General features: G+C 69.8%; 2 protein-coding genes. Both read left to right on the plus strand.

Annotated elements, in window-relative coordinates:
• The coding region (locus ACFWPA_RS13980) for a non-ribosomal peptide synthase/polyketide synthase (protein ID WP_378570569.1) at nucleotides 1-17,025 on the plus strand (17,025 nt) is incomplete at its 5' end.
• A 48-nt stretch (nucleotides 17,026-17,073) separates the two neighbouring features.
• Nucleotides 17,074-17,310, plus strand: a complete 237-nt coding sequence (locus tag ACFWPA_RS13985; protein ID WP_378570571.1) for an MbtH family protein — start codon at nucleotides 17,074-17,076, stop codon at nucleotides 17,308-17,310.
• The last annotated feature ends 110 nt before the right edge of the window (nucleotides 17,311-17,420 follow it).

The raw sequence follows: 17,420 nt of genomic DNA on the forward strand, positions 1-17,420 counted from the left end.
TACCGGGCGCCGTCGACGCCGGTAGAAGAGATCGTGGCGTCGGTGTTCGGTGACGTGCTCGGGCTTGAGCGGGTCGGTGCCGATGACGACTTCTTCGAGTTGGGTGGCAACTCGCTGCTCGCGACGCAGGTCACCGCGCGTCTTGGCGCCGCGCTCGACACCCGGGTGGCTGTTCGGGACCTGTTCGACGCGGCGACCGTCGAATCGCTGGCCGGCCGCGTCGCGTCGGCGGCGGGCAGCGGTGCGCGCCCGGAACTGACCGCGCAGGCTCGGCCCGAGCGGCTGCCGCTGTCGTTGGCGCAGCAGCGGATGTGGTTCCTCAACCGGTTCGACCCGGAGTCCGCTGCCTACAACATTCCGGTCGCGATCCGGCTGTCCGGGCACCTCGACGTCGGGTCACTGCGGGCGGCCGTCGCGGACGTCCTGTCCCGGCACGAGGTCCTGCGGACCGTCTACCCGGAGACCGCGGACGGGCCCGTCCAGGTGATCCTCCCCGCCGACGGCGCGGTGCCGGACCTCACGGTGGTGCCGACCACCGAGGCCCAGGTGACCCGGGTGGTCACCGACTTCGTGCAGGCCGGTTTCGACGTGACCGCGCAGGTCCCGGTGCGAACCCTGCTGCTTCGCATCGACCGTGACGGCCTCGACGAGACCGCCAGCGACGAGCACGTCCTCGCCATGGTCGTTCACCACATTTCCGCGGACGGCTTTTCGATGGCGCCGTTCACCCGCGACGTGATGATCGCGTACGCGGCACGCACCGCGGGACAGCTGCCGGGCTGGGCATCCCTGCCGGTGCAGTACGCCGACTACGCGCTGTGGCAGCGGGAGGTCCTCGGTTCGGAGAACGATCCGGACTCCCTGATCGCCGGGCAGATCGGCTACTGGATCACCGCGCTGGGTGGGCTGCCGGACCAGCTTGAGCTCCCGACGGACCGGCCGCGACCTGCGGTGCAGTCGTACCACGGCGGAAGGATCGAGTTCGCGGTCAGCGAGGACCTGCATCGCGGTCTCGTCGATGTCGCGCGCGGCAACAACGCGACGCTGTTCATGGCGGTGCACGCCGCGTTCGCGGCGCTGCTTGCCCGGTCGTCCGGGACCGAGGACATCGCGGTCGGCACCCCGTTCGCCGGCCGCGGCGAGGCCGCCCTCGACGACCTGGTCGGCATGTTCGTCAACACCCTCGTCTTCCGCACCCAGGTCGCCGCGGACGCCACCTTCACCGAACTGCTCGCGGCGGTCCGCGAGACCGACCTGGGAGCATTCGGCAACGCGGACGTGCCGTTCGAGCGACTGGTGGAGGTGCTGAATCCGACCCGATCGACGGCGCGGCATCCGCTGTGCCAGGTGGGATTCTCGTTCCAGAACCTGTCCGGCGGACAGTTCGAGCTGCCCGGGTTGTCCGTCGCGGCGGTCGATTTCGAGTCCGAGATCACCCAGTACGACCTGCACCTGATCGTCGCCGACCGCTACGACGGCGACGGGGACCCGGCCGGCATGTCGGCTGCGATCACCTACTCGACGGCACTGTTCGACGCGGGCACCGTGCAGGCGTTCGCGGACCGGTTCGTCCGGATCCTCGAGGCCGTCGTCGCGGACCCGGCCGCGATCGTCGGCGACGTCGACCTGCTCGGAACTGCCGAGCGGGACCGCATCCTCGACGGCTGGAACGCGACCGACCGGCCCGTCCGCGAGGCGACGCTCGTCGACCTCGTCGACCGCCAGGTGGCACGCACCCCGGACTCGACCGCGCTGGTCTTCGAGGGCGAGACGCTGAGCTACGGGCAGTTCGATGTCCGGGTGAACCGACTCGCGCGCAGGCTGATCGCCGAGGGCGTCGGCCCGGAAACGCTGGTCGGACTGGCGATCCGGCGGTCAATCGACCTGCTCGTCGGCATGTACGCGATCGTCAAGGCGGGCGGCGCGTACGTGCCGCTCGACCCCGACCATCCCATCGAACGCATTGCGCTGGTGCTCGAGTCCGCGGCTCCGGCCCTGGTCCTCACCCGCACCCAGGACGGCCTGGATCTCGGAGCCGGGGTGCGGACCCTGACGGTTGACGCCGCGGACCTGGAGTCGCTCGACGGATCGCCGATCGCGGACGCGGACCGGGTCGCTCCGCTGCGCCCGTCCCACCCGGCGTACGTGATCTTCACGTCGGGATCGACGGGACGACCGAAGGGTGTGGCGGTCTCACATGCCGCGGTCGTGAACCAGATGGTGTGGAAGCAATCCGAGTACCCGCTCGATGCGCGGGATGCGGTGCTGCTCAAGACCGCGGCGACGTTCGACCTGTCCGTGTGGGAGTTCTGGTGGGCGCTGCAAACCGGTGCCCGGCTGGTGATCGCCCGGCCGGACGGTCATCAGGATCCGGGCTACCTGCTCGACCTAATGGACCGGGAGGCGGTGACCACCCTGCACGTGGTGCCGTCGATGCTGTCGATGCTGCTGACCGAGGCCGATTCCGGGTTCCCTGGCACGGTGACCCGAGTGCTGGCGATCGGTGAGGCACTGCCCGCCGCCACCGCGGCGCGGCTGCGCCGCGTCAGCTCCGCGCGGCTGGACAACCTCTACGGCCCGACCGAGGCCGCGGTCTCGGTGACCTCGTACCGGACGTCCGAGGCGGACACCGTCACGGTGCCGATCGGCTCACCCGAGTGGAACACCCAGGTCTACGTGCTCGATTCACGGCTGCACCCGGTGCCCGCCGGCATCGCGGGTGAGCTCTACCTGGCAGGTGCCCAACTGGCCCGCGGCTACTACCGCCGCGCCGACCTCACCGCGGACCGCTTCGTCGCGAACCCGTTCGACACCGCAGGCGCGCGGATGTACCGCACCGGCGACGTGGTGCGCTGGCGTGCGGACCTCACACCGGAGGACGGGACGCTCGAGTACCTTGAGCGCGCAGACTTCCAGGTGAAGGTGCGGGGCTTCCGGATCGAACTCGGTGAGATCGAATCCGCCCTCCGGGCGCGGCCCGGGGTGATCGAGGCCATCGTCGTGGCTCGTGAGGACACGCACCTCGGCATCCAGCTGGTCGGCTACGTCGTCGGCGGCGATGGCGACCGGCCGCTCGATGGCTCGACCGTGCGGGAAGGTCTTGAGGGATCGGTACCGTCGTACATGGTCCCCGCCGTCGTGATGGTCCTCGACCGGTTGCCGCTCAACGTGAACGGCAAGGTGGATCGGAAGTTGTTGCCGGAGCCGGTGTTCGAGGCGCGGGTGTTCCGGGCCCCGTCGACGCCGGTCGAGGAGATCATCGCGGCGACCTTTGCGGATCTGCTGGGTGTGGAGCGGGTCGGGTTGGATGATGACTTCTTCGAGTTGGGTGGCAACTCGCTGATCGCGACGCAGGTGGTGGCGCGGTTGGGTGCGGCGCTGGAGGTGCCGGTGCCTGTGCGGGTGCTGTTCGAGGCGTCGACCGTGTCGGATTTGGCGGCGCGGGTGGAGTCGCAGGCGGGTGTTGGTGGCCGGATCGCGTTGGTTGCGGGCCCGCGCCCGGAACGGGTTCCGCTGTCGCTGGCGCAGCAGCGGTTGTGGTTCCTGAATCGCTTCGATCCGGAGTCGGCTGCTTACAACATTCCGATGGCCATTCGGCTGACCGGGCGACTGGACATCGATGCGTTGCAGGCGGCTGTGGTCGACGTGCTGGAGCGGCACGAGTCGCTGCGCACCATCTATCCGGAGTCGGATGGTTCTGCGTATCAGCTGATTGTCCCTGTTGCACAGTCTGTTCCAGATCTGGCACCGATCGAGGTGACATCCGAGACCATCGCGGCCACCGTCGCGGGGGTGATGGCCAGGAGCTTCGACCTCACCTCCGAGGTGCCGGTGCGGGGCGGGATCTATCGCCTCGGCGACGCCGAGCATGTCCTGGTGTTGGTGGTTCACCACATCAGCGCGGACGGCTGGTCGATGGGCCCGTTGACCCGGGACGTGATGCTCGCGTACGCGGCGCGGACCGCGGGCACGGAGCCGACCTGGGCTGCGTTGCCGGTGCAGTACGCCGACTTCTCGTTGTGGCAGCGGGAGGTGCTCGGCTCGGAGGACGATCCGGAGTCGGTGATCTCGCGGCAGCTCGGGTACTGGACGGAGGCGTTGGCGGGTCTTCCCAGCGTGTTGGAGCTTCCGACCGATCGGCCGCGTCCGGCGGTGATGTCCGGGCGTGGGGTCACGCACGAGTTCGAGATCGATGCCGAGCTGTACGGCGCGTTGGAGGCCGTGGCCCGCGAGCATCGTGTGACGGTGTTCATGGTTGTGCATGCGGCGCTGGCGGTGTTGCTTGCCCGGCTCAGTGGCTCGTCCGACGTTGCGATCGGGACGCCGGTCGCTGGCCGTGGCGACGAGGCGCTCGACGACCTGGTCGGCATGTTCGTTAACACGCTGGTGTTGCGGACCGCGGTCGAGGGTGGCGAGTCGTTCGCGGATCTTCTCGGGCGGGTGCGGGAGACGGATCTGGCGGCGTTCGCGCACGCCGATCTTCCGTTCGAGCGGCTGGTGGATGCCGTGAATCCGGTTCGTTCCCAGTCGTACACGCCGCTGTTCCAGGTCTCGCTTGCCTTCCAGAACCACGCATCGACGGCTCTGGAGCTTGATGGACTGCACGTCTCGGCGGTCGACAGCGACGTGGTTGTCGCGCGGTTCGACCTTGAGGTCATCGTCGTCGACCGACTCGTCGACGGTGCCCCGGTCGGCGCAGCCGTGGCGTTGACCTATGCGACGGATCTGTTCGATGGGGCCACCGCGGCCCGGTTCGGTGCGGCGTTCCTGCATATTCTTCGTCGGGTCGGTGCCGGCACCGTCGGGGAACTCGGCGACCTCGAGCTGATCTCCGCGCCGGACCGCGAGGTGATGCTTGGGGAGTGGAACGCGACCGCGGTGGAGGTTCCGGCCGGAACCCTGGTCGATCTGATCGACCGGTCCGCCCGCGAGAATGGCACCGCACCCGCCGTGACCTTCGAGGGCGAGACGCTCTCCTTCGCCGAGTTCGATTCCCGGGTCAACCGGCTTGCCCGTCACCTCATCGGGATCGGTGTGGGACCGGAGGATCGGGTTGTGGTTGCCGCCCGCCGGTCGGTGGAGATGCTCGTCGGCATGTACGCGGTGATGAAGGCCGGTGGCGCGTATGTGCCGGTCGATCCGGATCAGCCCGTCGAGCGGTTGGCGGCGGTCCTCGCGATCGCCGAGCCGGTGTGTGTGCTGACGACCGAACGCGATCGGGTCGAGGTGCCGGCCGGTGTGGTGGTCGTCGAACTGGACCGTGTCGATCTGGTGGGTCTCAGTGATGGTCCGGTTTCGGACGGCGATCGGATGCGCCCGCTGCGTCCCGGCAACCCCGCGTATGTCATCTTCACGTCCGGTTCGACCGGGGTGCCGAAGGGTGTCGCGGTCACGCACGAGGCGATCGTGAACCAGCTCAGTTGGTTCATTGGCGAGTACGCGGTGACGCCGTCGGATGTGGTGTTGCAGAAGACACCGATTGTGTTCGATCCGTCGGTGTGGGAGTTGTTCGTGCCGTTCCTCGCTGGCGCACACCTGGTCATTGCCCGCCCGGACGGGCACCGCGATCCGGACTACCTGGTGTCGATGTCTCGGGAGTGGGGGGTGACCCTCCTTGGCTTCGTGCCGTCGATGCTGGCCACCCTGGCGTCGGGCGCGGTGTCGGCGTTGCCGCCGTCGGTGCGGGCTCTGCAGTTGGCGGGTGAGGCGCTCAGTCCCGAGCTCGCGGCGCGGGTCATGGGCGCATCGCCGGTGCGCATCAACAATGCGTACGGTCCTGCCGAGACGACGCTGACGTCGGTGCACTACTGGTGCGACGGGACCGAGTCGGATTCGATGCCGATCGGTCGGCCGGTGTGGAACACGCAGGCATACGTGTTGGATTCGCGGTTGCATCCGGTGTTGCCGGGTGTCGCGGGAGAGGTGTATCTCGCGGGCAGGCAGGTCTCGCGCGGTTACCACGGTCATCCGGGCCGGACGGCGGAACGGTTTGTTCCGAACCCGTTCGGGGGACCGGGCTCTGTCATGTATCGCACGGGCGACCTCGCCCGCTGGCGTGCGGATGGCCAGTTGGAGTACCTGGGGCGCACCGACTTCCAGGTGAAGCTGCGCGGCCAGCGCATCGAGCTGGGGGAGATCGAGTCGGCTCTCGAGCGTGTCGGTGGTGTGTCGCAGGCGGTGGTGGTGCTGCGCTCGGATCCGGCGGTTGGTGATCGACTGGTCGGGTATGCGGTGCCGGATCCGGGCGTGGCGCTGACCTCGAGCGCGCTGCGGGAGCGGGTGGCGGAGTCGTTGCCGGGGTACATGGTGCCGTCCACGGTGATGGTGCTCGAGGCGTTCCCGCTCAACACCAGCGGCAAGCTGGATCGGAAGTTGCTGCCGGAGCCGGTGTTCGAGGTGCGGGTGTTCCGTGCGCCGTCCACGCCCGTCGAGCGGGTCGTTTCAGCGGTGTTCGGTGAGGTGCTCGCGGTCGAGGAGGTCGGGCTCGATGACGACTTCTTCGAGTTGGGCGGCAACTCGCTGATCGCGACGCAGGTGGTGGCGCGGTTGGGTGCCGCACTGGACACGCAGGTGCCGGTGCGGATGCTGTTCGAGGCGTCGACGGTGGCGGAACTGGCGGGCCTGGTCGAGGCCCATGCGGGCGCCGGCGGCCGGGTCGCGTTGCGAGCCGGCGAGCGCCCGGACCGGATTCCGTTGTCGCTCGCACAGGCTCGGATGTGGTTCCTGAACCGGTTCGCCCCGGAGTCGACTGCGTACAACATTCCACTGGCGGTTCGGTTGACGGGCGTGCTCAAGGTGGCCGCGTTGCAGGCGGCGGTCGGTGATGTGCTTGAGCGACACGAATCGCTGCGCACGATGTACCCGGAGTCGGACGAGGGTCCGCGGCAGGTGATCGTTCCGTCCGCTGAGGTGACCCTCGACCTTGAGCCGAGGAGCATACCCAACGTCGACATGCTCGCCGCGGCTGCGGAGTTCCTGTCCGAGGGGTTCGACGTGCGGGTTGCACCGCCGGTGCGTGCGCGACTGTTCGAGGTGTCCGATACCGAACGGGTCCTGGTGATGGTGGTGCACCACATCACTGCGGACGGTCTGTCGATGGCGCCGCTGGCCCGCGACGTGATGGTGGCCTACGCTGCTCGTGCGGAAGGGGCGGCACCGGCGTGGGCGCCGCTGCCGGTGCAGTACGCGGACTACACGGTGTGGCAGCACCGGATGCTCGGTTCGCTGGATGACGAGAACAGTCTGGCTGCACAGCAACTCAAGTTCTGGAGGAGCGAGCTCGCGGCGTTGCCCGACGCCCTGGATCTCCCCGCCGACCGGCCGCGCCCTGCCGAGCAGTCGATGCGGGGTGCGCGGTACGACTTTGCCCTCGACGAGGGCACCACAGCGGCGATCCGCGAGTGCGCCGCCGCGCACGGCGCAACTCCGTTCATGGTGCTGCATACCGCGCTGGCCGTGCTGCTGGCCAGGCTCTCCGGGACGTCGGACATTGTTATCGGCACCCCGGTCGCCGGACGTGGCGAGGCCGCGTTGGATGACCTGGTCGGCATGTTCGTCAACACTTTGGTGTTGCGCACCGAGGTGGACGCGTCGGCGTCGTTCGCGGACCTGTTGGGCGTTGTTCGTTCGACGGACGTCCGGGCCTTCGGGCACATGGACGTGCCGTTTGAGCAACTTGTCGACGCACTGAACCCGGCGCGGTCGAAGGCGCACAATCCACTGTTCCAGGTATCGCTGTCGTTGCAGAACCAGGAGCAGGCGGTTCTGGAACTGCCCGGCCTGACGGTCGGCGCGCTCGACACCGATGTCGAGGTCACCCAGTTCGACCTGTCACTCACCCTCGGTGACCAGATGGACGCGCACGGCGCAGCCGATGGCATGTACGCGTGCTTCGTGTATGCGACGGATCTGTTCGACGAGTCGACGATCGCGGCGTTCGCGTCGCAGTTCGTCCGCATCGTTGAGGCCGTGGTCGCGGATGCGGCCGCGGTCGTCGGCGACATTCGCATGGTCAACCGGCAGGAGGCGCAGACGTGGCTCGCCCGCGCAACGGGCGAGACCGTCCCCGGCAATGGTGGCCTTCTACTCGACGACTTCGAGGCGCAGGTCGCACGCACGCCGGACGCGATCGCACTCGCCGACGACACCCGCCGGATGACGTATCGGGAGTTCGACGCTCGGGTCAACCGCATCGCGCGTGTTCTCATTGCGCGTGGGGTCCGACCCGAGGCAACGGTTGCGATCGCGATGCGCCGGTCGCTCGACCTGTTCGTCGCGATCTACGCGGTCCTCAAGGCGGGCGGGGCCTATCTCCCGGTGGACCCGGATCAGTCGGGGACCCGCAACGAGTTCGTTCTGGAGGCGGCCACTCCGCTACTGGTCCTGACCAGCGCGGCGGACCGCGCGGACCTTCCTCCGACCGAGGCGGAGGTCGTCGAGATCGATTGCCTCGATACCGCCGGCGTTCGCGGCGAGCAGATCGATCCGTCGGAGCGGATCGGGGTGCTGCGTCCGGGCAATGCCGCGTACGTGTTTTTCACCTCGGGGTCGACCGGACGGCCGAAGGGTGTCGTGGTGTCCCACGACGCGATCACCGGTCATCTGCGGTGGATGCGGGACCGGGCGAGTATGACGAATGCGGACGTCGTGCTGCACAAGGCGGTCGAGACGTTCGACATCGCGGTCTGGGAATGCTTCGGTGGCCTGCAGTCCGGCGGTCGGGTCGTGGTGGCCCGCGCCGATGGGCATCGCGATGCGCGGTACCTTGCGGATCTGATGGCGCGTGAGCGGGTGACGGTTGCGCACTTCGTGCCGTCGATGCTCGACCTCTTCCTCGGGTCGGACGGTGTCGCCCTACCGGACTCGCTTCGTTTCGTCTTTGTCGGTGGCGAGGCGATCTCGATCGACCTGGCGCGGTCGGCCGCCACGCGCGGGCTGTCGGTCCACAACAGTTACGGACCGACCGAGGTGACGGTCACTGCCACCTGGTTCGACCACGCTGGTCGTGCGCGGGGCGCCGTGGTGCCGATGGGTGGTCCGGCGTGGAATACCCGGGCGTATGTGCTCGATTCGCGGTTGCACCCGGTTCCGATCGGGGTCGCCGGTGAGTTGTATCTGGCCGGCGAGCAGGTTGCGCGGGGCTATCTCGGCAGGCCGGACTTGACGGCTGATCGGTTCGTTGCCGATCCGTTCGGGACCGTTGGTGATCGCATGTATCGGACCGGTGACCGCGTGCGGTGGAACGGCGAGGGCGACCTCGAGTTCCTCGGCCGCACGGACTTCCAGATCAAGCTGCGGGGCCAGCGGATCGAGCCGGGAGAGATCGAAGCGGTTCTCCGTCGACATCCGGCGGTGGCGCAGGCGGTCGTCGTCGCGCACGCCGACGAGCGGACAGGCATGCAACTCGTCGGGTATGTCGTTGCGTCCGATGGGATGGAGGTCGGGTCGGCGGAGCTGAGGGCGTACCTCGATACCAGTCTTCCGCGGTTCATGGTGCCCTCGGCGATCGTGGGCATCGATCAGTTGCCGCTCAATGCTGCCGGGAAGTTGGACCGCAGAGCACTACCTGCGCCACGATTCGAGACGTCCACGGACGCCTACGTCGCTCCCCGCACCCCGGTCGAGGCCTTCGTTGCCGATGCCTTCGCCGACGTCGTCGGCATTGAGCAGGTCGGTGCCACCGACAGCTTCTTCGAGCTCGGCGGCCACTCGCTGCTCGCGGTCCGGGTCGTGGCTCGGCTGAACGCCCGATTCGGGGTCGATCTCGGGGTCCGGGTGATCTTCGACGCCCCGACCGTTGCGGCACTGGCGGAGGTTGTCGAACGGTCCGGCTTGGCGGCGGACCGTCCCGCGCTGGCCGCACGCCCGCGTCCCGACCTGATTCCGCTGTCCCTTGCACAGCAACGCATGTGGTTCCTCAACCAGTTCGACACCGAATCGGCGCTGTACAACATTCCGGCAGCGGTGCGACTGTCCGGCCAGCTGGATGTCGGGGCATTGCGGGCAGCAGTCGGCGACGTGCTGGCCCGGCACGAGGTGCTGCGCACGCGGTACCCGTCCGTCGACGGAACGGGTAGCCAGCAGGTCCTGCCGGTCGGCGCGTTCACCCTCGACCTGACGCCGGAGACGATCCCGGCAGCGGACACGATCACCCGGGTCACCGAGGTGGTCACCGCCGGCTTCGACGTGACCACCCAGGTCCCGGTGCGGGCCCGGCTGTTCGCCGTCGCCGACACCGACGACCACGTCCTCGTGCTGGTGGTGCATCACATCGCGGGCGACGGGGTCTCGATGGGGCCGCTGACCCGCGACGTGATGCTCGCCTACGCCGCCCGCGGCGCGGGCAGCGCGCCGGACTGGGCGCCGCTCACCGTCCAGTACGCGGACTACAGCCTGTGGCAGCACGAGGTTCTCGGCTCCGAGCACGACCCGGCTTCGCTGATCTCCCGGCAGCTGTCGCACTGGACGACGGCCCTAGACGGGCTGCCGGACCAGCTGGAGCTGCCGACGGACCGACCGCGTCCCGCCGTGGCGACCAACAGCGGAGCGGTGGTGTCGTTCACGCTGGACGCGAGCCTCCACCGAGGCCTCGGCGACCTTGCCCGGACCCACAATTCGACGATGTTCATGGTGCTGCACACGGCGCTGGCCGTGCTGCTCGCCAGGCTCTCCGGGACCTCGGACATCGCGATCGGCACTCCGATCGCGGGACGTGGCGACGCGGCACTCGACGAGCTGGTCGGCATGTTCGTCAACACGCTGGTCCTGCGGACGCCCGCCGAGCCGTCCACCACCTTCGCGGATCTGCTTGAGCAGGCTCGGGAGACGGACCTGTCGGCGTTCGCGAACGCGGACGTGCCGTTCGAACGGCTGGTGGAGGTGCTGAGCCCGACCCGCTCGCAGTCGCGGAACCCGCTGTTCCAGGTGGCCATCGCCATGCAGAACACCGGGCCGGTCGAGTTCGAACTGCCCGGGCTGAGCCTGAGCGGCGTCGACTTCGACGGGCACGTCGCCAAGTTCGACCTGCAGCTGGCGATCATGGAGTCGTTCACCGAGGACGGCGTCGCCGACGGCATTGCGGCCGAATTCCTGTACGCGACAGATCTGTTCAACGAGCAGACCGTCGTCCGCTTCGCGGAGCGACTGGTGTCCATCGCCCACGCGGCGGTTGCGGCCCCCTCGACCGCGATCGGCGACATCGACCTCCTCACCCCTGCGGAACTGGTCGAGCTGAGCAGTCGGCGCGGCGCGGACGCCGGCCCGGTGCGCACGCTGCCGGAGGTGCTCGCCGCCGCGGCGAGGATGCACCCGTCGGCGCCCGCCGTCACACTCGAGGGTCGCACCCTGACCTACCGGGAGATCGACGAGTGGTCGTCCCGGGTGGCGCGGGTGTTGATCGCGGAGGGGGTGGGCCCGGAGTCGTTCATTGCGCTGGGGATCACCCGGTCGATCGAGTCGGTGCTGGCGGTGTGGTCGGTGGCAAAGACCGGCGCCGCGTTCGTTCCGGTCGACCCGAACTACCCCGCCGACCGGGTCGCGCACATGGCGTCGGACTCGGGTGCCCGGATCGGCCTGACCGTGTCCGCGTCCGTGGACCGGCTCCCGGGCAGCGTCCGCTGGCTGGTCCTCGACGACCTCGACTTCGCCGCCCGCTGCCGGGTGCAGCCCGCGGGCGAGGTCGACGCGTCCGAACGCCGCGGTGCCCTCCGGGTCGAGAACACCGCCTACGTCATCTACACGTCGGGGTCGACGGGCAAACCGAAGGGCGTCGCCGTCACCCACGGCGGACTGTCCAACCTGGCGGACGAACAGCGGGACCGGTTCGGGATCGATGCCGACTCGCGGACACTGCATTTCGCGTCCCCGAGCTTCGATGCCTCGATGCTGGAATTGCTGCTCGCGGTCGGAGCTGGCGCGACGATGGTGATCGTGCCGACCACGATCTACGGCGGTGCGGAACTGGGTGAGCTGATCCGGGACGAGCGGGTGAGCCACGTCTTCATCACCCCGGCCGCGCTGGCCTCGATCGACCCTGCCCAGGTCCCGGAGCTGCGGTCGGTGATGGTCGGCGGCGAGGCATACTCGCCGGACCTGGTCGCCCGCTGGGCGGCCGACCGCGCCTTCTTCAACGTCTACGGGCCCACCGAGACGACGATCCTCGCCACCAGCAGTGATCCGCTCACCCCGGGCGGGCCGATGCCGATCGGCGAGGGTCTGCGCGGGGTGCGCACCCTCGTCCTCGACGGCAGGCTGCACCCGGTCCCCGTCGGTGTTGCCGGGGAGCTGTACCTGTCTGGCCCCGGTGTCGCGCGCGGCTACCTCGATCGGCCGGGGCTGACCGCCGACCGCTTCGTCGCGAATCCCTTCGCCGCGGACGGTGCCCTCGCGGGCGACCGGATGTACCGGACCGGTGACGTGGTGCGGTGGACGGATGCGGGTGAGCTCGACTACGTCAGCCGCGCCGACTTCCAGGTGAAGGTCCGCGGCTTCCGGATCGAACTCGGCGAGATCGACCTGGCGTTGACCGCTCACGACGACGTCGACTTCGCGACGACGATCGGCCACACCGCCGGTGGCTCGACCTCGCTGGTGTCCTACGTGGTGGCCGTACCGGGTCGGGTGCTCGACCCGAGCGCGCTCAAGGAGTTCGTCGGTCGATCACTGGCCGCCCACATGGTGCCCGCCTCGATCATGGTGCTCGACGAGATCCCGCTGAACCCGGTCGGCAAGCTCGACCGGAAGGCGCTGCCGGAGCCCGTCTTCGAGGCCCGCGAGTTCCGCGCCCCGTCGACCCCGGTCGAGCAGATCGTCGCGAACGCCTACGCGGAGGTGCTCGGCGCCACTCGCGTCGGGCTCGATGACGACTTCTTCGAGCTCGGTGGCAACTCGCTGATCGCGACGCAGGTCACCGCCCGTCTCGGCGCCGCGCTCGACGCAACCGTCCCGGTCCGGCTCATGTTCGAGGCCAGCACGGTCGCGGAGCTCGCGGTGCGGGTCGGCCAACTCGCGGGACACGGTGGGCGTCCGGCGCTGCGTCCGGGCGACCGGCCGGAGCAGCTGCCGCTGTCGCTGGCGCAGCAGCGGATGTGGTTCCTCAACCGGTTCGACCCGGAGTCGGTGGCCTACAACATTCCGTCGGCGATCCGGCTGACCGGTCACCTCGATGTGGCGGCCCTGCAGGCCGCGGTCGGGGACGTGATGGCGCGGCACGAGGTGCTGCGCACCGTGTACCCGCAGGCCGAGGACGGCACCGCGACGCAGGTGATCCTGCCGATCGGGGACGTCGTGGTGGACCTCGACCCGGTCGTCGTGCCTGCCGACCGGGTGGTCGCCGAGGTGACGGCGTTCGTGTCCGCCGGATTCGATGTCACCGCGCACGTCCCGATCCGGGCGCTGCTGGTGCGGGTCGACGGCACCGACGCGAACCCCGAACACGTGCTCGCCCTCGTCGTCCACCACATCGCGGCCGACGGGTCCTCGATCGGGCCGTTCACCCGGGACCTGATGGTGGCGTACGCGTCTCGTGCCGCCGACACCGTCCCGCCGCAGCAGCCGCTGCCGGTGCAGTACGCGGACTACGCGCTGTGGCAGCGGGAGGTCCTCGGCAGCGAGGACGATCCGGCGTCCCTGATCTCCGCGCAGCTCGACTACTGGAGGACCGCGCTCGCCGGCCTTCCCGACCAGCTCGATCTGCCGACCAACCGGCCGCGCCCGGCGGTGCAGTCGTATCACGGCGGGACGATCGAGTTCGCGGTCAGCGCCGAGCTGCACCGGGGCCTGGCCGCCATCGCGCGCGGCAACAACGCCACCCTGTTCATGGTCGTGCACGCCGCGTTCGCGACGCTGCTCGCGCGGCTGTCGGGGACACGGGACATCGCGGTCGGCACCCCGTTCGCCGGCCGCGGCGACGCCGCGCTCGACGACCTGATCGGGATGTTCGTCAACACCCTGGTCTTCCGGACCGATGTCGCGCCGGACGCGAGCTTCACCGAGCTGCTTGCGCTGGTCCGGGAGGCGGACCTCGGGGCGTTCGGGAACGCGGACGTGCCGTTCGAGCGGCTCGTCGAGGTGCTCAACCCGACCCGCTCGACCGCGCGGCACCCGCTGTGCCAGGTCGGCTTCTCGTTCCAGAACCTCGCCGAGGCCACCTTCGAACTCGACGGCCTGGAGATCGCGCCCGCCGAGCTGGCGTCCGAGGTCTCCCAGTTCGACCTGCACCTGATCATCGGTGACCGCTACGACGAACAGGGGACGCCGATCGGGTTGGGCGCCAACCTGACCTACGCGACGGCCCTCTTCGATCGGGGCACCGCGCAGGCGTTCGCGGATCGCTTCCTCGGGATCCTGGAACGGGTCGTCGCCGACCCGGACGGGACCGTGGGGGACCTGCCGATGGTCACCGCGGCCGAGTCCGAGCAGATCCTCGGCGACTGGAACGCCACCGACGAGTCGGTGCCCGACGCGACCCTCGTCGACCTCTTCGCGGCGCAGGCCACCCGGACCCCGGACGAGGTTGCGCTGGTGTTCGAGGAGCAGACGCTGACCTACCGAGAGTTCGCGGCCCGGGTGAACCGGTTGGCGCGCAGGCTGATCGAGGAGGGGGTCGGCCCCGAGGCCCCGGTGGGTCTGGCGATGCGGCGGTCCGTCGAGCTGATGGTCGGCATGTACGCGATCGTCACGGCGGGCGGCGCCTACGTGCCGATCGACCCGGACCATCCGGGGGATCGGATCGCCCTGATCCTGGAGTCGGCGGCCCCGGCGCTGGTGCTGACCCGGACCGCCGACGCGGTCGCGCTGCCCGACGACGTCCGGTCGCTGGCGGTGGACACCCTCGACCTGTCCGGCATCCCGGACGCACCGGTCGACGACCGGGACCGGGTGGCGCCGCTGCGCACCGGGAACCCGGCGTACGTGATCTTCACGTCGGGTTCGACCGGCAGGCCGAAGGGCGTCGCCGTCTCCCACGCGGCCGTCGTCAACCAGATGGTGTGGAAGCAGGAGGAATACGGGCTCGGCGGTACCGACGCGGTGCTGCTCAAGACCGCGGCCACCTTCGACCTGTCGGTGTGGGAATTCTGGTGGGCGCTGCAGACCGGTGCGCGGCTGGTCATCGCCCGCCCCGACGGGCATCGGGATCCGGCGTACCTCCTTGACCTGATGACGCGCGAGTCGGTGACGACCCTGCACGTGGTGCCGTCGATGCTGTCGATGCTGCTGGCGGACCAGCAGCACCGCTTCCCGGAGTCGGTGACCAGAGTCCTGGCCATCGGCGAGGCACTGCCCGCGGACACCGCGGCGCGGTTGCGGGCCGTCAGCGGTGCCCGGCTCGACAACCTGTACGGACCGACCGAGGCGGCGGTCTCGGTGACCTCATACCGGACGTCGGAGGCGGACGCGGCGACGGTGCCGATCGGCAGGCCCGAGTGGAACACCCAGGTGTTCGTCCTCGACGGACGCCTGCACCCGGTACCGGTCGGGGTGCCCGGCGAGCTGTACCTCGCAGGCACCCAGCTGGCCCGCGGCTACCACGGGCGGACCGACCTGACCGCGGATCGGTTCGTCGCCAACCCCTTCGGTGACGGCACCCGCCTCTACCGCACCGGCGACGTGGTGCGGTGGCGCGCCGACGGCAACCTTGACTACCTCGAGCGCGCCGACTTCCAGGTCAAGGTCCGCGGTTACCGGATCGAACTCGGCGAGATCGAATCCGCGCTGCGGTCCCTGACCGGGGTGAACGACGCGGTCGTGGTCGCACGGGGCGACGCGCTGGGCGGCACCCGGCTCGTCGGCTACGTCGTCGGGTCCGGCCTCGACGGGGCGCACGTTCGTGGCGCGCTGTCCGGCGCGGTGCCGTCGTACATGGTGCCCGCGGCCGTGCTGGTCCTCGATGCGCTGCCGCTGAACGTGAACGGCAAGGTGGACCGGGCGGCGCTGCCCGATCCGGAGTTCGCGCCGCGCGAGTTCCGGGCACCGGCGACCGACACCCAGCGCGCGGTGGCTGCGGTCTTCGCCGAGGTGCTCGGGCTCGAGCGGGTCGGGTTGGACGACGACTTCTTCGAACTGGGCGGCAACTCGCTGGTGGCCACCCGGCTCACCGCGCTCCTCGGCGCCGAGCTCGGTGTCGAGGTTCCGGTGCTGTGGGTGTTCTCGGGTCCCACGGTGGAGTCGATCGCGTCCCGTGCGGATGCCGTCCTCGCGGGTGTCGAGGACGTCGACGCGGACGCCGCGTTCGGCATCCTGCTTCCGCTGCGGGAGCAGGGGACCAAGCCGCCGCTGTTCTGCATCCACCCGGTCATCGGCCTGTCGTGGGCGTTCGGCGGGCTGTCCGCCCACGTCGACCGCGAGCGCGCCATCTACGGTCTGCAGTCGCCCGCGATCTCCGGTGCGGAACCGTTGCCCGCGACCATCGAGGACTGGGCGGCGCGCTACCTGCGGGAGATTCGGACCGTGCAGCCCGAGGGGCCGTACCACCTGATCGGCTGGTCGCTTGGCGGCGTCATCGCCCACGCGATGGCGGCGCAGCTGCAGGCGGACGGCGGGGAGGTGGCCCTGCTCGCGATGATGGACAGCTACGCGGACAACGACATCGAACGCCCGGCGGCCGCGCGCGGCATGACCGCCCGGGACCTGGTCGGCGGTCTGCTCCCGTCGCTCGCGTCGGGGGGCGAACGGGTCGACGAGGATCTCACCGCCGACCTCGTGCACGAGCTCGTCGCGGATCTTCCCGCGCCGTTCGGATCGTTCGGGGCCGACCGGATCGCTGCCGCGCTCGCTGCCGCGGGCGCGTCGATCGAGATGATCGGGGAGTACGACCCGCGGCCCTACAAGGGTGACCTGCTGTACTTCGCGGCGTGCGGCGACGACCCGACCGGCGAGATCGGCGCGTCGACGTGGCGCGCCGCCGTCGACGGCCGGATCGCCACCCACCGCATCGAGGCCACGCACTGGGAGATGGCGTCCCCGGAGTCGCTCGCCCGGATTGGTGCGGCGCTCGAGGAATGGTGGTCCGCCGACGGCGAACGCTGACCGACCGAACATGCCTGCAGGACAAGAATCTTCACGGAAAGGAAAGAGATGAGCAATCCGTTCGACGACGAGGAGGGCACGTTCTTCGTGCTGGTGAACGACGAGGGGCAGCATTCGCTGTGGCCGACGTTCGCCGACGTCCCGGCCGGCTGGACGACCGTGCACGGTGCGGCGTCGCGCCAGTCGTGCGTCGAGTACGTCGAGACCAACTGGACCGACATGCGCCCGAACAGCCTGATCGCCGCGATGGCGGCGGACGCGGAGCAGGCCACGCTCGGCGGCTGACCGCGCGGAAACGGGGTGGGGGGGGCCGCCGCAAGGGGGAGTACGCCCCCCCCCACAAGGAGGATGCGGGGGGGTAGCCGCGCCGGGCCCGGCGCGGCCGCCCCCCGCCC

Origin of the sequence: Rhodococcus sp. NPDC058505 (genome assembly GCF_042720095.1) — a bacterium.
Lineage (GTDB): Bacteria > Actinomycetota > Actinomycetes > Mycobacteriales > Mycobacteriaceae > Rhodococcus_G.

What these genes read in the sequence shown, in the direction of transcription:
- ACFWPA_RS13985 (WP_378570571.1), top strand. Translation starts at nt 17,074, where the DNA reads ATGAGCAATCCGTTCGACGACGAGGAGGGCACGTTCTTCGTGCTGGTG.